Below are 16,248 nucleotides of genomic sequence, written 5' to 3'. Positions count from 1 at the left end.
AGTGTCTCAAGTCTTCTGAATAGCTCAAAAGCTTGTCTAGAATCTCTTTGTTGGTTAGATGCATACGAAAAGTAGGGCGATAAAAACGTTTATCACTTAGTTTACGGCTATCTTGTTGGATGAGCTTCCAGTAGCGTTTTATAGCTCGATATTCATGGGTTTTTCGATCAAACTGATTCATGATTTGAACACGGACACGACTCATATCACGGCTAAGATGTTGGAGTAAAACAGTCCAGTGGACTGTTTTAGCCTGAGCCTAGAAATTCGAAAGTGAAGCTGTTTAGCCAAGTCACAATAAGGACTAGACATATCTATGGGAATGATTTTAACCTGTTTTCTAATAGAGTGGTGGTAACGGAGGAAGTGATTGCGGATCCTTGCTTGAGTCCGTCTGTCTAGGATTGTGATGACATTTAGGATGTTAAAAAACTGCTCAATAAAGCTCATCTCCCGATTGAAACAGTCACTCCCACGACTGTTTCAACATCCCAAGAAATAATTTCAGGAAGGTGTGAAAAATCATGCTTAAAACGGAAGTTATTGAGCTTGCGAATGACAGTTGAAGTTGAAATAGCCAGCTGATGAGCAATATCGGGCATAGAAGCCTTTTCAATCAACTTTTGATCAATTTTTGGGTTGATGATACGAGGGATTTGGTGATTTTTCTTGACGATAGAAGTCTCAGCGACCATTATTTTAGAGCACTGATAGCACTTGAAACGTCGCTTTTTAAGGAGAATTCTAGTAGGCATACCAGTTGTTTTAAGGTAAGGAATCTTAGAAGGTTTTTGGAAGTCATATTTCTTCATTTGATTTCCGCAATGAGGACAAGATGGGGCCTCGTAGTCCAGTTTAGCGATGATTTCCTTGTGTGTATCCTTATTGATGATATATAGAATTTGGATATTAGGGTCTTTGATATCGAGTAGTTTTGTGATAAAATTTTCGCTTTTTTATTTTTAGGCTCAGGAATTAACAGTCACTCCCCTGACTGTTCATTTATTCCATATGATTCTTTCTAATGATGGTTTCGTCGCTTTTCATTATAGATCTTATGGGACTTTTTTTCTACAATAAAATAGGCTCCATAATATCTATAGGGGGTTACCCACTACAAATATTATAGAGTCATCAAAGTTAGCGTGACAAGTCTGCCACGCTTTTTTGTACATTTTAAAAATCAGGTTAAATGAACACTATGTAAGAATATGTAGGAACTTTGAACTTATCAGAATGATAGAAGAGTTTTACTTGCCTGCCCCCTTCTTTAAAGCGTTTTCAAATAGAAAAAATGACATTTAGGGACCAAAAAATGACATTTGAGGGAAAAAGAAACTATTTTTCTATAAATCCGCTATAATAGTTTTTGTAAGTTACTTACAAGTAGCAAAATCTAAAAAGACATTTAGGGACCAAAATGTAACATTTGAGGGCAACTCGCTCACAAACGTGAGATTATAGGGTATACTACTCCTGTAAGGTAATTTACAAGAAAAAAGAAAGTTTGAGGGTGACTCATGGAACAAACACAAAAACAAATAACGACATTCGCGAATCTAAATCAGTTTGCTAGCTTGGATGAAAAAGAACTGGTGCAGGTGATTGGTGGGGATGGACGATTCACCTTTAATAAAAATGGATTGTTTAGCCGGAGAAAATAATGTTTTGGACAACTGTAAGGATTATTTTATTATTCTTTTCTTTCTTTGCACAAACATATGCGATGGGAGATTTTAGCAAGCAGATCGGATTAAAATCAGTTAAGAAAATTTATTACGTCTATTGTTTCCTTTCACTCTTTGGCTGGGATTTAACAGGATTATTCATATCTGTTTTTTTAGAGATAGAATGGTTATTCTTAATTTTTCGCTCATTATTGTTTTTAGTATCTCCAATGGCTCTTTATCTTGGTTTGAAAAAAAATTATAGTATAAAATCGGACTTTTTGATGTTTCTGACACTTGTAATATATTTAACTATAAAAAGTTCAGCAGATTTATTTTCGGTATTCCTTTCGTCATTAGTGGGAGATGAGCTGGTTGAGGAGTATTTTCCATATCTTTTATTATTTTTAAGTTTAGCTGTACTTATTTTTTCAAAGTATATTAACAAAATATGGACATTTGATTATACCTATTTTGAAGAGAAATCAGCGGAATTTAACAAATTATTGAAAACATCCAAAAGATTTCTTATCTTGATTTATATTGTATTGGTATGTAGTTATTCTTTAGGAGAGACGGATCGTTTTGATAGTTTTGGTAGTATTTTAGCAACAATTTGTTTTATGGCTTTCTTTGTTCTCATGTTTTATGTTCGTGGGAGACGAGAGGATTATGAAAATAAGGAAGAGCTGGAGAGACAAAAGAAAAATCAGGAAAATTTACAGTCTTATACAGACAAGATTGTTTCATTGTATAACGAAGTTAGGGGGTTCAGGCATGATTTTGCTGGGATGGTAACCAGTTTAAGTCTCAGCATTGATAGTGGAGATTTAGAGGAGATTAAGGCTATTCATCGGGATGTTTTGGAAACGGCCAATTCTCACTTAGGAGCAGAAAAGTTTACGATTTTTGAACTAAATAATATTGGCGATAATGCTTTGCGTAGTGTTTTGATGGATAAGGCTATTAAAGCGGAGGAATATGGGTTGAATCTAACCTTGGATATCAAGGACTACATTGGTCGCTTGCCTATCCAGATGCTGGATCTAGTGCGGATGACAAATATAATCTTTGATAATGCTCTGGAGGGAGCCTATGATTCGTACTCAAAAGAAGTAGTGATATCTGTTATTGATCTTCCAAATCGCTATGTTATTGTGGTGAAAAACTCTCGTAAACGTGGAGAACTTCGTTATGAGGATGTTTATGAGATAGGATATTCAACTAAAGGGCGTCACCGTGGATTGGGCTTACCAACGGTTAAGAAAATCATTGATAACTATGAGAATATCCTGTTGGATACAGAAATTACTAAAGATTTCTTTACTCAAGTGATCAGTATTGAAAAGGAAGGAATATTTTAAATGAAAGTATTAGTTTTAGAAGACACGATTCAGCATCAAGTACGAATTGAAACAGCTTTAAAAGAAATTGCTGAAGAACTGGAAACGGTTATTGAAGTAACAACAACAGGAAAGATTCAAGAGTTTGAGGAGTACGTTGAAGCGGATGAGATTAATCAGCTGTATTTCTTAGATATTGATATTAAAGGAGAAGAGCGAAAGGGGTTTGAAGTTGCTCAATTTATTCGTGCCCATAATCCTTATGCTGTCATTGTTTTTGTAACGACTCATTCAGAATTTGCAACGATGACGTATAGTTATAAGGTTGCTGCTTTGGATTTTATTGAAAAAGAAATGGGGAATTTAGCTTTCAAAGAACGTATTAAAGATTGTGTGGAATATACACGTCAAACCTTAATTGAAAATGATCAGGTTGTCGATTATTTTGAGTACGATTTTAGGGGGAGTAAGTTTAGTATCCCTTACCATGATATTTATTATATCGAAACAACTGGTGTTACCAATAAATTACGTGTGGTAGGAAAAAATATGTCTAGAGAGTTTCGAGGAACTCTGGTGGACATTATGGAGAAGGATCAAAACAGTCAGCACTTTTTTTCTCCTCATAAATCATTTCTAGCCAACATTAATCATATACAAGGATATGATAATAAAAATAAGGAAATTGTTTTTTATGGAGGTTCTCGTATTCCTATTTCTCGCTTAAAGGTGGGACAGTTAAAAAAAATAATGCAAGAAAAGGAAAAAAAATGAAAAAAGAGTTGACAAATCGTTTCAAACTGGTATAATAGTATATGTTCTGTAAGGGACATATTATGGTCCGTTGGTCAAGGGGTTAAGACACCGCCTTTTCACGGCGGTAACACGGGTTCGAATCCCGTACGGACTATCTGAAACTACTCCTAAGAGTAGTTTTTTCATTTGAAACGATTGAGATTAAGTTTGGATAAAAATTGTATATTTTAAAAAGAGCATGACAAGAAAAGTCCATGCTCTTTTTGAAGTACATTGAAAATATTGTTCAGTATTACTTTTGTTTTCGGTTGGTGAAAAAATGATAAATAATAAAGGAAAAAGAACCTATAAGAGAGAGAATGGTTCCATTAAATAATCCATTTGGAACAAAACGTAGTTGAACTTGTCCAGAGCCAGCTTTGACGTCCACTGCCATAAAACCAGTTTGTGCCTGTCTAATTGGGACAGAACGACCATTTACTGTAGCAGTCCATCCTTTGTCGTAAGGAATGGTATAAAAGAGTGAAGCGTCTTTCTCTGTGTTATAATTTGTTGTAACAAAGTTTCCGTTTACTTTTGTTTCAACGTTTTTATTCTGTAGAGTTGCAATAGCCGTTTGAAAATTATCTAGGTTAAGCCCATAAAACTCAGGAGTATTATAGGAGACTTCACTATTTTCAGGGAAGTTAATCTCAATTGTAATCGTTTGAGCAGTTGAAAAATAACCGATATTAAAAAATGGAAAGACATTATTTGTTTTATAGTGATAGCTTTTACCTTGAACTGTAATATCTAGTTCTTTGTAATTTTGATTTGTAAAATTTAAATTGGCTAGAGTAAGATATACTTGTTGGTCAGCTGGAACTTCAACTGTATAAGAAGCTTTTGTCATTTTAGTCGAAGCGTCTTGTTTAATCGTTTGACGATTTCCCATAGTGGTCACCGAATCATCTGAAAATGCATTTAGATGATAATAGTATGTTAGTTGTTGATTACTCAATTGATTTAAAAATTTGGTTTGGTTGTCTAGCGTTAAATGATCAAATTTAACATCTTCATAAGGAGTTGAAGTAAGAATAGCAAGTCCTAGAGCATTGGAATTTTCAAACAAATTAACCTTATTACTTGTTGTAACTCGAGTAAATCCTTTTTTATCTATCTCAAATTCTGATAAATTATATTTTATAGTAAAGATAACATCCATAATGATAGAATTATTTTGATATCGAAGGTTCAGATTGGTACCTGGGGAATAAAAGCCGAGTTTATCTAAAGTTGAACTAGTTAAGGTATTACGTACAGATGAAAATTGAGAAACTCCATTGATATTATATTTCATTGTGTCATTCCCTGTTTGAGGATCAGTGAACTCAGAACGATAAAATGCTTGATTGTTGTGTTCAATTTTTTTGGTAAGAGTTTCAATATCAGTCAAATTTTTAGAATAGGAAGCACGAGAGGCAAAAACCCATTCATTAGCAATGCCTTCAACTTGAGAAAGACTATTGAGTCCAATTTCGAAAATAAGAAAGAAAGAAAAAGAGAAAGTAAGAAGTCTGTCGGTAATTTTTCGTTTTGTAAATAAGGAAAGAAGGAAAAGGTAAGCAATGATAAATTCTACTGTTACTGCGAAATTATAATCGGTTAGAAATTCATAATGACTTCTAAAGAAATACGTAGCTAAAAATCCAGTGATTAAAATAAAAAACTAAATAAGAAACGGGAGAGCGTGAGGGTTTTCAAACGATTGAGAGTTTCAGTGGCCATAAAAAGAATGACAATAGAAAATAACCAAGAATAGCGGTGTAAAAACATATTTGGTGCGTGCATTCCTTGCCAGAATAGATCGAGTGGTTGAAGGTAAAAACTGGCAACTAATAGGCTAAGTATAAAGAAATAGGTCAGTTTAACTCTTAACTTAATGGTAGGTAAGGTGAAAAATATTAAACTTAGTAGAAATGGAAGGATACCGATATAAATCATAGGAATCGATCCATATTTTGTTGTATCAAAGGAACCGATGAAATTTTTGGCAAAAATATCTAGATACCAGGCATCAGAATTAAAGATTTGGTTAATTTTTGTAAGTTTTTCTCCATGTGTTTGTAAATCTAGAATAGTAGGAAGAAGCATCACCATACTGGTAAGGGCGGAGAATAGAGAAACGAGTATAAAGTCCAAAAAACGTTTTAAAGTTGTTCTAAAATTCCAAGAAAGGTAGGTGATATACCAAAGTATCAAGAAGAGTGATACCATATACCCAAAGTAGTAATTTTGAATAAACAGAATGCTTAGGCTTATATGATAGAGCGTTTTTTTTCTTTTTTGGATGAGCTGATCAAATCCTAATAATATTAAGGGAATGAGAATAAAAACATCTTGCCATGTTGCAATTTCTATTTGACTGGTTGAAAAACTCATGAGTGAGTAAGAAGTTGATAATGAAAGGAGAAGTAAATTTGGGATGTTTGTATACAATTTCCTCAAAGAATAGTAACTTGTCAAACCTGTCAACCCAAATTTACAGAGTGTAAATAAGTAAATAGCATCTGGCATAGATGATAAGTTAAAAAAATAGACTAAAGGTGATAGAAAACTACCTAAATAGTAGCTTGAAAGAGCATAGAAATTCAATCCTAACCCACTAGTAAAGGTATAAAAAATACTTGAATTGTTATGGAGGATATTTCTGAGCGCGATATCAAAAATAACATACTGGTGAAATCCATCTCCAAGAAGAGGTGAAGTTTCACTGCCCCAGTAGATGCCGTTGGCTAGATAGACAAAAAATAGTATAAAAAATGGAAGTGAGAAAGCTAGCCAGTAAGTCCAGTGCTTTTTAAAATAAAATTTTAAAGTTTTTTTCATTATTTTTCCTTGTAAAGAAAACTCAGTCGACTAATCAACTGAGTTTACAGTAAAATTTACATTAATTTTTCCAAAGTTCTTTAACTTTTGCTTGTACTTCTGCATTCTCTAAGAATTCATCATAAGTTTCATCGATACGATCAATGACACCATTCTTAGACAAAACAATGATATGGTTTGCTAAGGTTTGAATAAATTCATGGTCATGACTAGCAAAGATAATGGATTCTTTAAAGTTTTTCAAACCATCATTTAGACTTGAGATAGATTCCAAGTCCAAGTGGTTGGTTGGGTCGTCAAGTACAAGAACATTGGATTTCAAAAGCATGAGTTTTGAAAGCATGACACGTACCTTCTCTCCTCCTGACAAGACATTTACAGACTTGTTAACTTCATCTCCAGAGAAAAGCATGCGCCCAAGGAAGCCACGCAGGAAGGTATTGTCATCTTCTTCTTTACTTGCAAATTGACGCAACCAGTCCAGGATGGATTCACCGCTTGCAAAGTCATTCGAATTGTCTTTTGGAAGGTAAGATTGACTAGTAGTTACTCCCCACTTGACAGTTCCTTCATAGTCAATATCTCCCATAATTGCTCGAATTAAAGAAGTCGTTTGGATGTCATTTTGTCCAATCAAGGCTGTCTTGTCACCTGGACGTAGGATAAAGCTGATATTCTCAAGAATGGTTTCACCATCAATCTTTACAGAAAGGTTATCAACTGTCAAGAGGTCATTTCCAATTTCTCGCTCGGCTTTAAAGTTGATAAATGGATATTTCCGACTGGATGGAACGATTTCTTCTAGTTCAATCTTGTCAAGCATCTTTTTACGCGAGGTTGCTTGTTTTGACTTAGAGGCATTGGCAGAAAAACGCGCCACGAATTCTTGCAATTGCTTAATTTTTTCTTCTGCCTTTGCATTACGGTCTGCTAGCAATTTAGCAGCAAGTTCAGAAGATTCCTTCCAGAAGTCGTAGTTTCCGACATAGAGTTTGATTTTTCCAAAATCCAGGTCAGCCATGTGGGTACATACTTTGTTGAGGAAGTGACGGTCATGGGAGACAACGATAACGGTATTGTCAAAATCAATCAAGAAATCTTCTAACCAAGTAATTGACTGAATATCAAGACCGTTGGTTGGTTCGTCCAAGAGAAGGACATCAGGTTTCCCAAAGAGGGCTTTTGCAAGAAGAACTTTCACCTTTTCACCGTTAGCCAGTTCGCTCATGTTTTGATAGTGAAGATCTTCTGGAATGTTAAGGTTTTGAAGGAGTTGAGAAGCTTCACTTTCAGCTTCCCAGCCGCCAAGTTCAGCAAATTCACCTTCTAACTCTGCAGCTCGAACACCATCTTCGTCAGAAAAATCTTCTTTCATGTAAATGGCGTCTTTTTCTTTCATGATGCTATAAAGTTTTTCATTCCCCATAATGACAACATCAATAGCACGTTCGTCTTCATAGTCAAAGTGATTTTGACGGAGAACGGAAAGGCGCTCGTCTGGTCCGAGTGAAATATGACCAGTTGTTGGCTCAATATCTCCGGCTAGAATTTTTAAAAAAGTAGATTTTCCAGCACCGTTGGCACCAATTAATCCGTAGGTATTTCCTTCTGTAAATTTGATATTGACATCATCAAAAAGTTTGCGATCACTAAAACGTAGTGAAACATCTGATACTGTAAGCAATTGTTTTCTCCTATATATGTAATACCTTTTATTTTACTAGAAAAGTGTAAAATATTCAAATGTTTATCTGTCAATTTTTAATCAACGAAGTTTACAATGGATTTACAAAATTAGTAATTGTTTCTTCTTGAAGAGGATTTCAATGTTTATCTGTCATTTTATGAAAAAAATGCTATAATTGAAGAGACCATATCAAAGGAGAACGAAATGACCAAACCTATTATTTTAACAGGAGATCGGCCGACTGGGAAATTACACATTGGCCATTATGTTGGTAGTCTTAAAAATCGTGTTTTATTGCAGGAAGAAAATAAATATGAAATGTTTGTGTTTTTGGCGGACCAGCAAGCATTGACGGACCATGCCAAAGATCCTCAAACGATTGTAGAGTCTATTGGGAATGTTGCTTTGGATTATTTGGCAGTTGGTTTAGATCCAAGTAAAACAACTATATTTATCCAGAGTCAAATTCCTGAGTTGGCGGAATTGTCTATGTATTACATGAATTTGGTCTCACTTGCTCGTTTAGAACGCAATCCTACAGTCAAGACAGAGATTGCTCAAAAAGGGTTCGGAGAAAGCATTCCAGCTGGTTTTTTGGTGTATCCAATTTCACAAGCTGCAGATATCACAGCTTTTAAGGCCAATTATGTTCCTGTTGGAAATGATCAAAAACCAATGATTGAACAGACTCGTGAGATTGTTCGTTCCTTTAATCATGCTTATCAATGTGATGTTTTGGTAGAACCCGAAGGGATTTATCCAGAAAATGATGCTGCAGGGCGTTTGCCTGGATTAGATGGAAATGCCAAGATGTCTAAATCATTAGGAAATGGTATCTATTTAGCAGATGATGCGGATACGCTCAAGAAAAAAGTTATGAGTATGTATACAGATCCAAATCATATTCGTGTAGAGGATCCGGGAAAAATTGAAGGAAATATGGTCTTTCATTATCTAGATGTCTTTGGACGCCCAGAAGATGCGGCTGAAATTGCGGAAATGAAAGAACATTACCAACGTGGTGGCCTAGGTGATGTTAAAACAAAACGTTATCTGTTGGATATCTTAGAGAGAGAACTAGGACCTATTCGTGAGCGCCGTATTGAATTTGCCAAGGATATGGGTGAAGTTTACAATATGTTGCAAAAAGGAAGTGAGAAGGCGCGACAAGTTGCTGGACAAACACTCTCAGAAGTCAAGGACGCTATGGGACTTCATTATTTTAAATAACGAACTTAATTTGATAAATTGGGGAGGAATTATCGTTTTTTATAACGTAAACGATAGTTCTTTTATTTTCTCTTAGAATATATTTGACAAATCATTTTAGAATGGTATGATAGAAACAATATCAAAGCGTTACGCTGACTAAAGAAAGAAAAGAGGAATCGGGAAATGTCTAATTGGGACACTAAATTTTTGAAAAAAGGCTTTACATTTGATGATGTTTTGCTCATTCCAGCTGAAAGTCATGTTTTGCCAAATGATGCGGATTTGAGTACACAATTGGCTCCGAACCTAAAATTAAATATCCCAATCATAACTGCAGCTATGGATACGGTCACTGAAAGTCAGATGGCTATTGCCATTGCTCGTGCGGGTGGTCTTGGAGTAATCCATAAAAATATGTCGATCGCCCAGCAGGCAGACGAAGTTCGCAAGGTAAAACGTTCTGAAAATGGTGTCATTATTGATCCTTTCTTTTTGACACCAGAACATACGATTGCTGAAGCAGATGAACTAATGGGGCGTTACCGTATCAGTGGTGTGCCAGTAGTTGAAACATTGGAGAATCGTAAGTTGGTTGGTATTTTGACAAACCGAGATTTACGCTTCATTTCTGACTACAATCAACCTATTTCAAATCATATGACTAGTGAGAATCTAGTGACGGCTCCTGTTGGAACAGAACTTAAAACAGCAGAAAGGATTCTTCAAGAACACCGGATTGAAAAACTTCCTTTGGTTGACGAAGAAGGCCGTCTTTCTGGTTTGATTACCATTAAGGATATTGAAAAAGTGATTGAGTTTCCAAATGCAGCTAAAGATGAATTTGGTCGTTTACTAGTTGCAGGTGCGGTTGGCGTCACTTCCGATACTTTTGAACGTGCAGAAGCTCTCTTTGAAGCAGGAGCAGATGCCATCGTTATCGATACTGCCCATGGACATTCAGCAGGAGTTCTCCGTAAGATTGCTGAGATTCGTGCTCATTTCCCAGATCGTACCTTGATTGCTGGTAACATTGCAACTGCAGAAGGCGCACGTGCCCTCTATGAAGCAGGTGTTGATGTTGTTAAAGTTGGTATCGGTCCTGGTTCTATCTGTACTACACGTGTGATTGCAGGTGTTGGTGTACCTCAAGTAACAGCCATTTATGATGCTGCGGCAGTGGCGCGTGAATATGGGAAAACCATCATTGCTGATGGTGGAATCAAGTATTCTGGTGATATTGTCAAAGCTCTTGCAGCGGGTGGAAATGCTGTTATGCTTGGATCAATGTTTGCTGGAACAGACGAAGCACCAGGTGAAACTGAAATTTTCCAAGGCCGTAAATTCAAGACTTACCGTGGTATGGGATCAATTGCAGCCATGAAGAAAGGTTCAAGCGATCGTTACTTCCAAGGTTCTGTCAATGAAGCAAACAAACTTGTTCCAGAAGGAATTGAAGGTCGTGTTGCTTATAAAGGTGCGGCAGCTGATATTGTCTTCCAAATGATTGGTGGAATTCGCTCAGGTATGGGTTATGTTGGTGCGGCTAATCTGAAAGAATTGCATGATAATGCTCAATTTATTGAGATGTCAGGTGCGGGTCTAAAAGAGAGCCATCCTCATGACGTACAGATCACTAATGAAGCACCAAATTATTCATTGTAAATAAAAAATCCTGTCAAAGCAGGATTTTTATTTACAATAGTGTCAATTTTTGTTTACAGTGATTTGACCGTTCTGGATTGAAAAGACACTAAGATTCTCTGGGAGGTTTTGAAGATGATCTAAGCTAGTTGTAGTAATAAAGGTTTGGATTGACTGAGAGATCGTTTCTAACAATTTTAGTTGTCTGGTGTTGTCAAGTTCACTCATGACATCATCCAGTAGTAAAATAGGAGTTTCATTTGTAATAGATTCCATCAGTTCAATTTCTGCTAACTTAATAGACAATACAACACTTCGATGTTGTCCTTGACTTCCAAAACTGGCGTCTATGCCATTAATAAAAAAAGAGATATCATCACGATGGGGGCCAACGCTGGTATTACGTTTGAATAAATCACGAGAACGATTTTTTTCCAGAGCAAGTTTAAAGCAATCAGCTAAATGGTCTTTGTCTCCAACGTTGACAGAAGATTGATAAGTGATTGATAGTTCTTCTAGTTGATCAGAAATCTCATAATGTTTCTTTTTCCCAACTTTTTCTAATTTTTGTATGAAGTCTAAACGGTGCAGGATGACTCGACAACCATAATCAATCAATTGTTCATCCAAGACAGATAAAAAAGTCTCATCAACTTTATCCGAGTTTTTAAGATAAGTATTACGTTGCTTCAAAACATGATTGTAATTACTTAAGTCAGATAAGTAGAGGGGTTTAATCTGTCCTAACTCCATATCGATAAATTTTCTACGAATAACTGGTGCTCCTTTTATAAGTTGTAAGTCTTCTGGAGCAAAGAGGACAACATTCATTTGACCAACATAATCTGATAGTTTAGCCTGTTTAAGATGATTTACTTTTGTCACGCGTCCTTTTGTTGCGAGATTAATTTCAAGAGGAATCTTTCCAGATTTACGGCATAAGAGACCAGATACAGAAAGGGAATCATGTTCAAAATGAACTAAATTCTTATCTGTTCTTGTTCTGTGACTTCTTGTAAGAGCTAAGAAATAAATGGCTTCTAGAATATTGGTTTTTCCTTGAGCATTTCTACCTAAAAAAATATTTAATTCAGGATTAAAGTTAACTGTTGTATTTTTATAATTACGAAAATGTTTTATATTTAGACTGTCAAGCCACATCTTTACATACCTGGAAAGCGAGGTGCTTTTTTTCCTGTTTTTTTAGGATTTTTATGTGAGTATTTCTTTACAGAGTTTTTTTGAATTAACTCTTTATTCATATTTTTTACAAGTTTTGTGATACGTTCTTTTTCAGCCTTTTCTTCACTAAATGTAATCACTTCAGCTTGACTAGGTTCTGTCAATAGAATGTCAATTTCTAAATCTGGGATGACAACTTGATCTCCACGGCGGAGTTTTTTACCACGGCGGGTTTCTAATTGACCATTAAAGTAAACTTGATGTTCAGAAAGAAATGACTTGATTGCACCACCACTTTGTATCATACCTAAATCTTTAAGAAGTGCCTGTAATGTGATAAATTCTTCAAATAGTTTGTATTCCATGTCTATACCTCAATTCATGTAATTATACCATATTTTTTCCTTTAAATGGTAGTGTAGTTAAAATCAAATTAATTCTTTTTCTAGTTGCTCATAAAGAGCAATTCTAGGTTATTCATGGTATAATATTCTTTATATGAAAACTATGAGGACACATATGGAACTTGTAAAGGGAGTCAATCTCCACTTTATTAAATCAAATAAATTTAAAACAAATAGAATAAAAGTTCGATTTTCGGCCCCGCTATCATCAGAAACAGTTGCAGGTCGTGTATTGGCTGCTTCTATGCTTTCAACAGCGAATCAGCTCTATCCAAGTGCTCAAACTTTTCGTGAGAAATTAGCCAGTCTATATGGTGCGAGTTACACAACAAGTGTTTCACGAAGAGGGTTGGTACATTATGTCGATATTGATCTTTCTTTTGTGAGAGATACGTTCTTGAGTAAAAAAAATGTCATAACGAATGAAATGGTTGATTTTTTACGTGTGAGTTTACTTGCACCCTTGGCAGAAGCAGGGGCATTTGAACAGGTAACTTATGATATTGAAAAGAAAAATGTTATTGCAGACTTAGAGGCTGAGATAGAAAATCATTTTTATCATGCTCATCAAGAGTTAAATCGACTGTTTTTTCAAAAAGAAGAGTTAAAAATTTCACGTTTTGGTAGTGTAAACTTGGTTAAAAAAGAGACAGCTGAAAGTAGTTATGCTATTTTTCAGCAGATGCTCCAACAAGATCAAATTGATATTTTTTTTGTGGGAGAATTTAATGAATTAGGCATGAAAGAAAAGTTTAGTAAGTTTGGTTTTCAAAGTCGAACAAGGGAGCTACAACTTCATTACCAACAGAGTTTCTCAAATGTAACTAGGGAGCAATTAGAGAGAAGAGACTCAAACCAATCTATTTTAGAATTAGGATATGATTTTCAATCAGTATATGGAGATGAAAACCACCTTCCGCTTATTGTTTTAAATGGACTTTTAGGGGGATTTGCACATTCAAAACTTTTTGTCACTATTCGAGAGAAAGAAAGTTTGGCTTATACTATTTCAAGTAACTTTGATATTTTTACAGGTATGCTAAGAATTTATGCTGGTATTGATGGTCAAAATAGAATGAAAGTGTTGGCACTAATCAGTAAACAAATTCAAGGATTAAAACGTGGAAATTTTTTAGAGCAAGAGTTAGAACAAACAAAAAAAATGGTAAAAAATGCCGCGTTGTTAGCTCAAGATCGTCAGTCAACTTTACTAGAGAGAGCATATCTCTCATCTGTACTTGGAAAGAAGTTCCTTTCACTTAATGAGTGGTTAGCAGCACTTGATTCGGTTACAAAGGAGGACATTATCCGAGTCGCTAAAGAATTACATTTACAAGCAATTTACTTTATGGAAGGGAAATAATGTCAAAAGTTCAATTAGAAGAACTCGCGTATCCATCAGTTGGGGAAATTTTATATAAAACGGTACTTCCCAACGGATTACGAGTGTTTTTACAACCAAAATCAGAATTTCAAGAAACTTATGGAATCATAACTGCTAATTTTGGATCAATTGACACTAACTTTACACCATTAGGTTGTCAATCGGAATTTTCTTATCCACCTGGCATTGCTCATTTTTTAGAACATAAATTATTTGAAAATGAAGATGGTGAGGATTTATTGCAAGAGTTTGTCAAGTTGGGTTCTGAAAGTAATGCCTTTACAAGCTTTACAAAAACAAGTTATCTTTTTTCAGGAACTGAGAACATAATTGAAAATCTAACTTTACTTCAGGAATTGGTCTGTGATGCTTACTTTACAGAGGAATCTGTTGAGAGAGAACAAGGAATCATTCAACAAGAAATAGAAATGTATCAGGATGATTCCGATTACCGTCTTTTCTTTTCAATATTAAGCAACCTTTATCCTAAAACTCCCTTAGCTTATGATATTGCTGGTAGTAAAGATTCAATTGCGGATATCAGTGTAGAGGATTTGGAGGATAACTTTGATACTTTTTATCATCCTTCAAACCTTAGTCTTTTTGTTATTGGAAATTTTGATTTATTACAAGTTTTTGAAAGCATAAAAGAAACTCAATCACAATTTGATAATGATAAAATAAACAATTCCTACCAACGAAATAGCTTGCAAATGCATCCCGTTATATCAACAGGAACAGAACGATTAGAGGTTGCCAGTCCTAAATTAGCTGTTGGTTTTAGAGGACGAGATGAGATTCGTGAGGGAGATCGTTTTCGATATAAGATTATCTTAAAACTATTATTTGCTATGATGTTTGGTTGGACTTCCAAACGTTATCAATCTTTTTATGAAGCTGGGAGGTTGGATTCATCTCTAACCTTAGAAGTTGAAGTGGAAGATGCTTTTCACTTTGTCATCTTGACAATGGATACGGTGGAACCTGTCTCAATCTCACATCATATTCGCTCAGCAGTTAAGCAGTTTGAATCTGATACGGATGTTTCAGAAGAACATCTGGATATTATAAAAAGTGAAATGTACGGTGAAACACTTCATGGTTTTAATTCTCTTGAATACATGGCAACACAGTATGAAACTCACTTAGAGGGAGAGAATTTGTTTGACATTCCAAGAATTTTACAGGAAATTAGTCTTGCAGATGTGTTACAAGTCGGTCGTCGTTTTCTGAATAATTGTGATGAAGCAGATTATTTAATCTTTCCTAAATAAAAGAACTTGAGAAGGAGGAATGATGAGAAAAAAACAATTGGAGAAGTTTTTTTTCTAGAGAGAAGAAATCAAGGACTCTCTTTAGAGGATATTGAACAAAAAGCAGATATTCAATTAGACTACCTGAAAATGATTGAAAAGGATGATTTTGATCACCTCCCTAGCTCCTTTTATGTACGGTCCTTTCTAAAAAAGTACGCTAAAATCTTAGATTTGGATGAAGAAATTATTTTAAATGCTTATGAACAGGCCAGTTTGCTTACTTATGATGAAATAGAAGTTTTACCTTTTGAATCTCGACGAATGAGGCGTGTTAGACGCAATAAAAGTAGTTTCTTACCACTTTTTTATCTCACTTTGCTATCTCTGTCTGTAGTAATCTTTATTAGTTATTTTCTATTACGAAACTATCAGCAGAACCAAACCCTGACTACCGATACCTCTGTGAGTATTGTTAGTGATGCTGTATCTTTTATAGAGAATGTTTCCTCTTCAGAATTAGAAGTGGCTACCCCCTTGGAAATAGAAACGGAAAGTGCTTCTGATTTTATAATAGTAACGGCATCAAATGGGGATAAACCTGTCACCCTCAGTTTATCAGTTGACGATACTACGAGTTGGATTAGTATATCTGATACCGTTTATGCGGATGGAGTAACACTTTCTGATGATAACCCTCGTATTTCTACGGAACTTTCTCCTGCTACGACAACGGATATTATCCTTGGTAATACAACAGGATTGACAGTTAAAATTAATGAACAAAATCTGGACCTTGCTAGTCTTACAAATCTAGCAGGTACCATTCGTTTGACGGTGAAAGGATAATA

At 35.2% G+C, this 16,248-nt stretch carries 11 protein-coding genes, 1 tRNA gene and 2 pseudogenes; 9 read left to right on the top strand and 5 right to left on the bottom strand.

Annotation, left to right across the window (positions count from 1 at the left end):
• Positions 1-941, bottom strand: a pseudogene (locus STRDD10_RS10500) (transposase family protein); the annotation flags it as partial.
• A 579-nt stretch (positions 942-1,520) separates the two neighbouring features.
• Here STRDD10_RS10500 and STRDD10_RS10495 point away from each other — a divergent pair.
• The 4 genes from STRDD10_RS10495 to STRDD10_RS05320 all read left to right on the top strand — a co-directional run bounded on the left by STRDD10_RS10495 (position 1,521) and on the right by STRDD10_RS05320 (position 3,920).
• The gene (locus STRDD10_RS10495) at positions 1,521-1,664 is read left to right on the top strand and encodes a ComC/BlpC family leader-containing pheromone/bacteriocin (RefSeq protein ID WP_082782052.1); all 144 of its coding nucleotides are present in this window, start codon (positions 1,521-1,523) and stop codon (positions 1,662-1,664) included.
• A 536-nt stretch (positions 1,665-2,200) separates the two neighbouring features.
• Entirely contained in the window at positions 2,201-3,031 is an 831-nt protein-coding gene (locus STRDD10_RS11120; RefSeq protein WP_197458303.1) for a sensor histidine kinase, read from the top strand.
• A complete protein-coding gene (gene comE / locus STRDD10_RS05325; protein ID WP_067193723.1) occupies positions 3,032-3,784 on the top strand; it encodes a competence system response regulator transcription factor ComE in 753 nt (250 codons plus the stop codon).
• Positions 3,785-3,848: 64 nt separating this feature from the next.
• Positions 3,849-3,920 (top strand) — tRNA-Glu (locus STRDD10_RS05320).
• Positions 3,921-4,058: 138 nt separating this feature from the next.
• Here STRDD10_RS05320 and STRDD10_RS05315 read toward each other — a convergent pair.
• Both STRDD10_RS05315 and STRDD10_RS05310 read right to left on the bottom strand, forming a co-directional pair.
• Positions 4,059-6,634 (bottom strand): annotated as a pseudogene (locus tag STRDD10_RS05315) (YfhO family protein).
• A gap of 61 nt (positions 6,635-6,695) precedes the next feature.
• Positions 6,696-8,318: an ATP-binding cassette domain-containing protein gene (locus tag STRDD10_RS05310; protein WP_067193722.1), complete on the bottom strand. Its 1,623-nt coding sequence runs from the start codon at positions 8,316-8,318 to the stop codon at positions 6,696-6,698.
• 207 nt (positions 8,319-8,525) lie between these two features.
• On the opposite strand from STRDD10_RS05310, the gene trpS reads away from it, so the two are divergent.
• Positions 8,526-9,551 (top strand): tryptophan--tRNA ligase, encoded by a 1,026-nt coding sequence (gene trpS / locus STRDD10_RS05305; protein WP_067193720.1) that lies wholly within the window; start codon positions 8,526-8,528, stop codon positions 9,549-9,551.
• Between the two features lie 165 nt (positions 9,552-9,716).
• Positions 9,717-11,195 carry an IMP dehydrogenase gene (gene guaB, locus STRDD10_RS05300; RefSeq protein ID WP_067193718.1) on the top strand — a complete coding sequence of 493 codons (1,479 nt, stop codon included), beginning with the start codon at positions 9,717-9,719 and terminating at the stop codon, positions 11,193-11,195.
• A gap of 42 nt (positions 11,196-11,237) precedes the next feature.
• On the opposite strand, the gene recF is transcribed toward guaB, so the two are convergent.
• Both recF and yaaA read right to left on the bottom strand, forming a co-directional pair.
• On the bottom strand, positions 11,238-12,335 hold the full coding sequence (gene recF / locus STRDD10_RS05295) for a DNA replication/repair protein RecF (RefSeq protein ID WP_067193716.1): 1,098 nt from the start codon (positions 12,333-12,335) through the stop codon (positions 11,238-11,240).
• Positions 12,336-12,337: 2 nt separating this feature from the next.
• Complete coding sequence (gene yaaA / locus STRDD10_RS05290; RefSeq protein ID WP_067193715.1) at positions 12,338-12,721, bottom strand: S4 domain-containing protein YaaA; 384 nt, start codon at positions 12,719-12,721, stop codon at positions 12,338-12,340.
• 154 nt (positions 12,722-12,875) lie between these two features.
• Here yaaA and yfmF point away from each other — a divergent pair, with 154 nt between their 5' ends.
• The 3 genes from yfmF to STRDD10_RS05275 are packed head-to-tail and all read left to right on the top strand — an operon-like array spanning position 12,876 to position 16,246.
• Positions 12,876-14,123, top strand: a complete 1,248-nt coding sequence (gene yfmF / locus STRDD10_RS05285) for an EF-P 5-aminopentanol modification-associated protein YfmF (protein ID WP_067193713.1) — start codon at positions 12,876-12,878, stop codon at positions 14,121-14,123.
• Positions 14,123-15,418: an EF-P 5-aminopentanol modification-associated protein YfmH gene (yfmH, locus tag STRDD10_RS05280; protein ID WP_067193711.1), complete on the top strand. Its 1,296-nt coding sequence runs from the start codon at positions 14,123-14,125 to the stop codon at positions 15,416-15,418. Before yfmF ends, yfmH begins: the two co-directional genes overlap by 1 nt.
• A 6-nt stretch (positions 15,419-15,424) precedes the next feature.
• Complete coding sequence (locus STRDD10_RS05275) at positions 15,425-16,246, top strand: helix-turn-helix domain-containing protein (RefSeq protein WP_067193709.1); 822 nt, start codon at positions 15,425-15,427, stop codon at positions 16,244-16,246.
• The last annotated feature ends 2 nt before the right edge of the window (positions 16,247-16,248 follow it).

Source organism: Streptococcus sp. DD10, assembly GCF_001578805.1.
Classification (GTDB): Bacteria; Bacillota; Bacilli; order Lactobacillales; family Streptococcaceae; genus Streptococcus.
The sequence above is the reverse complement of the archived record's forward strand: the minus strand, read 5'-3'. Positions and strand labels throughout refer to the sequence as shown.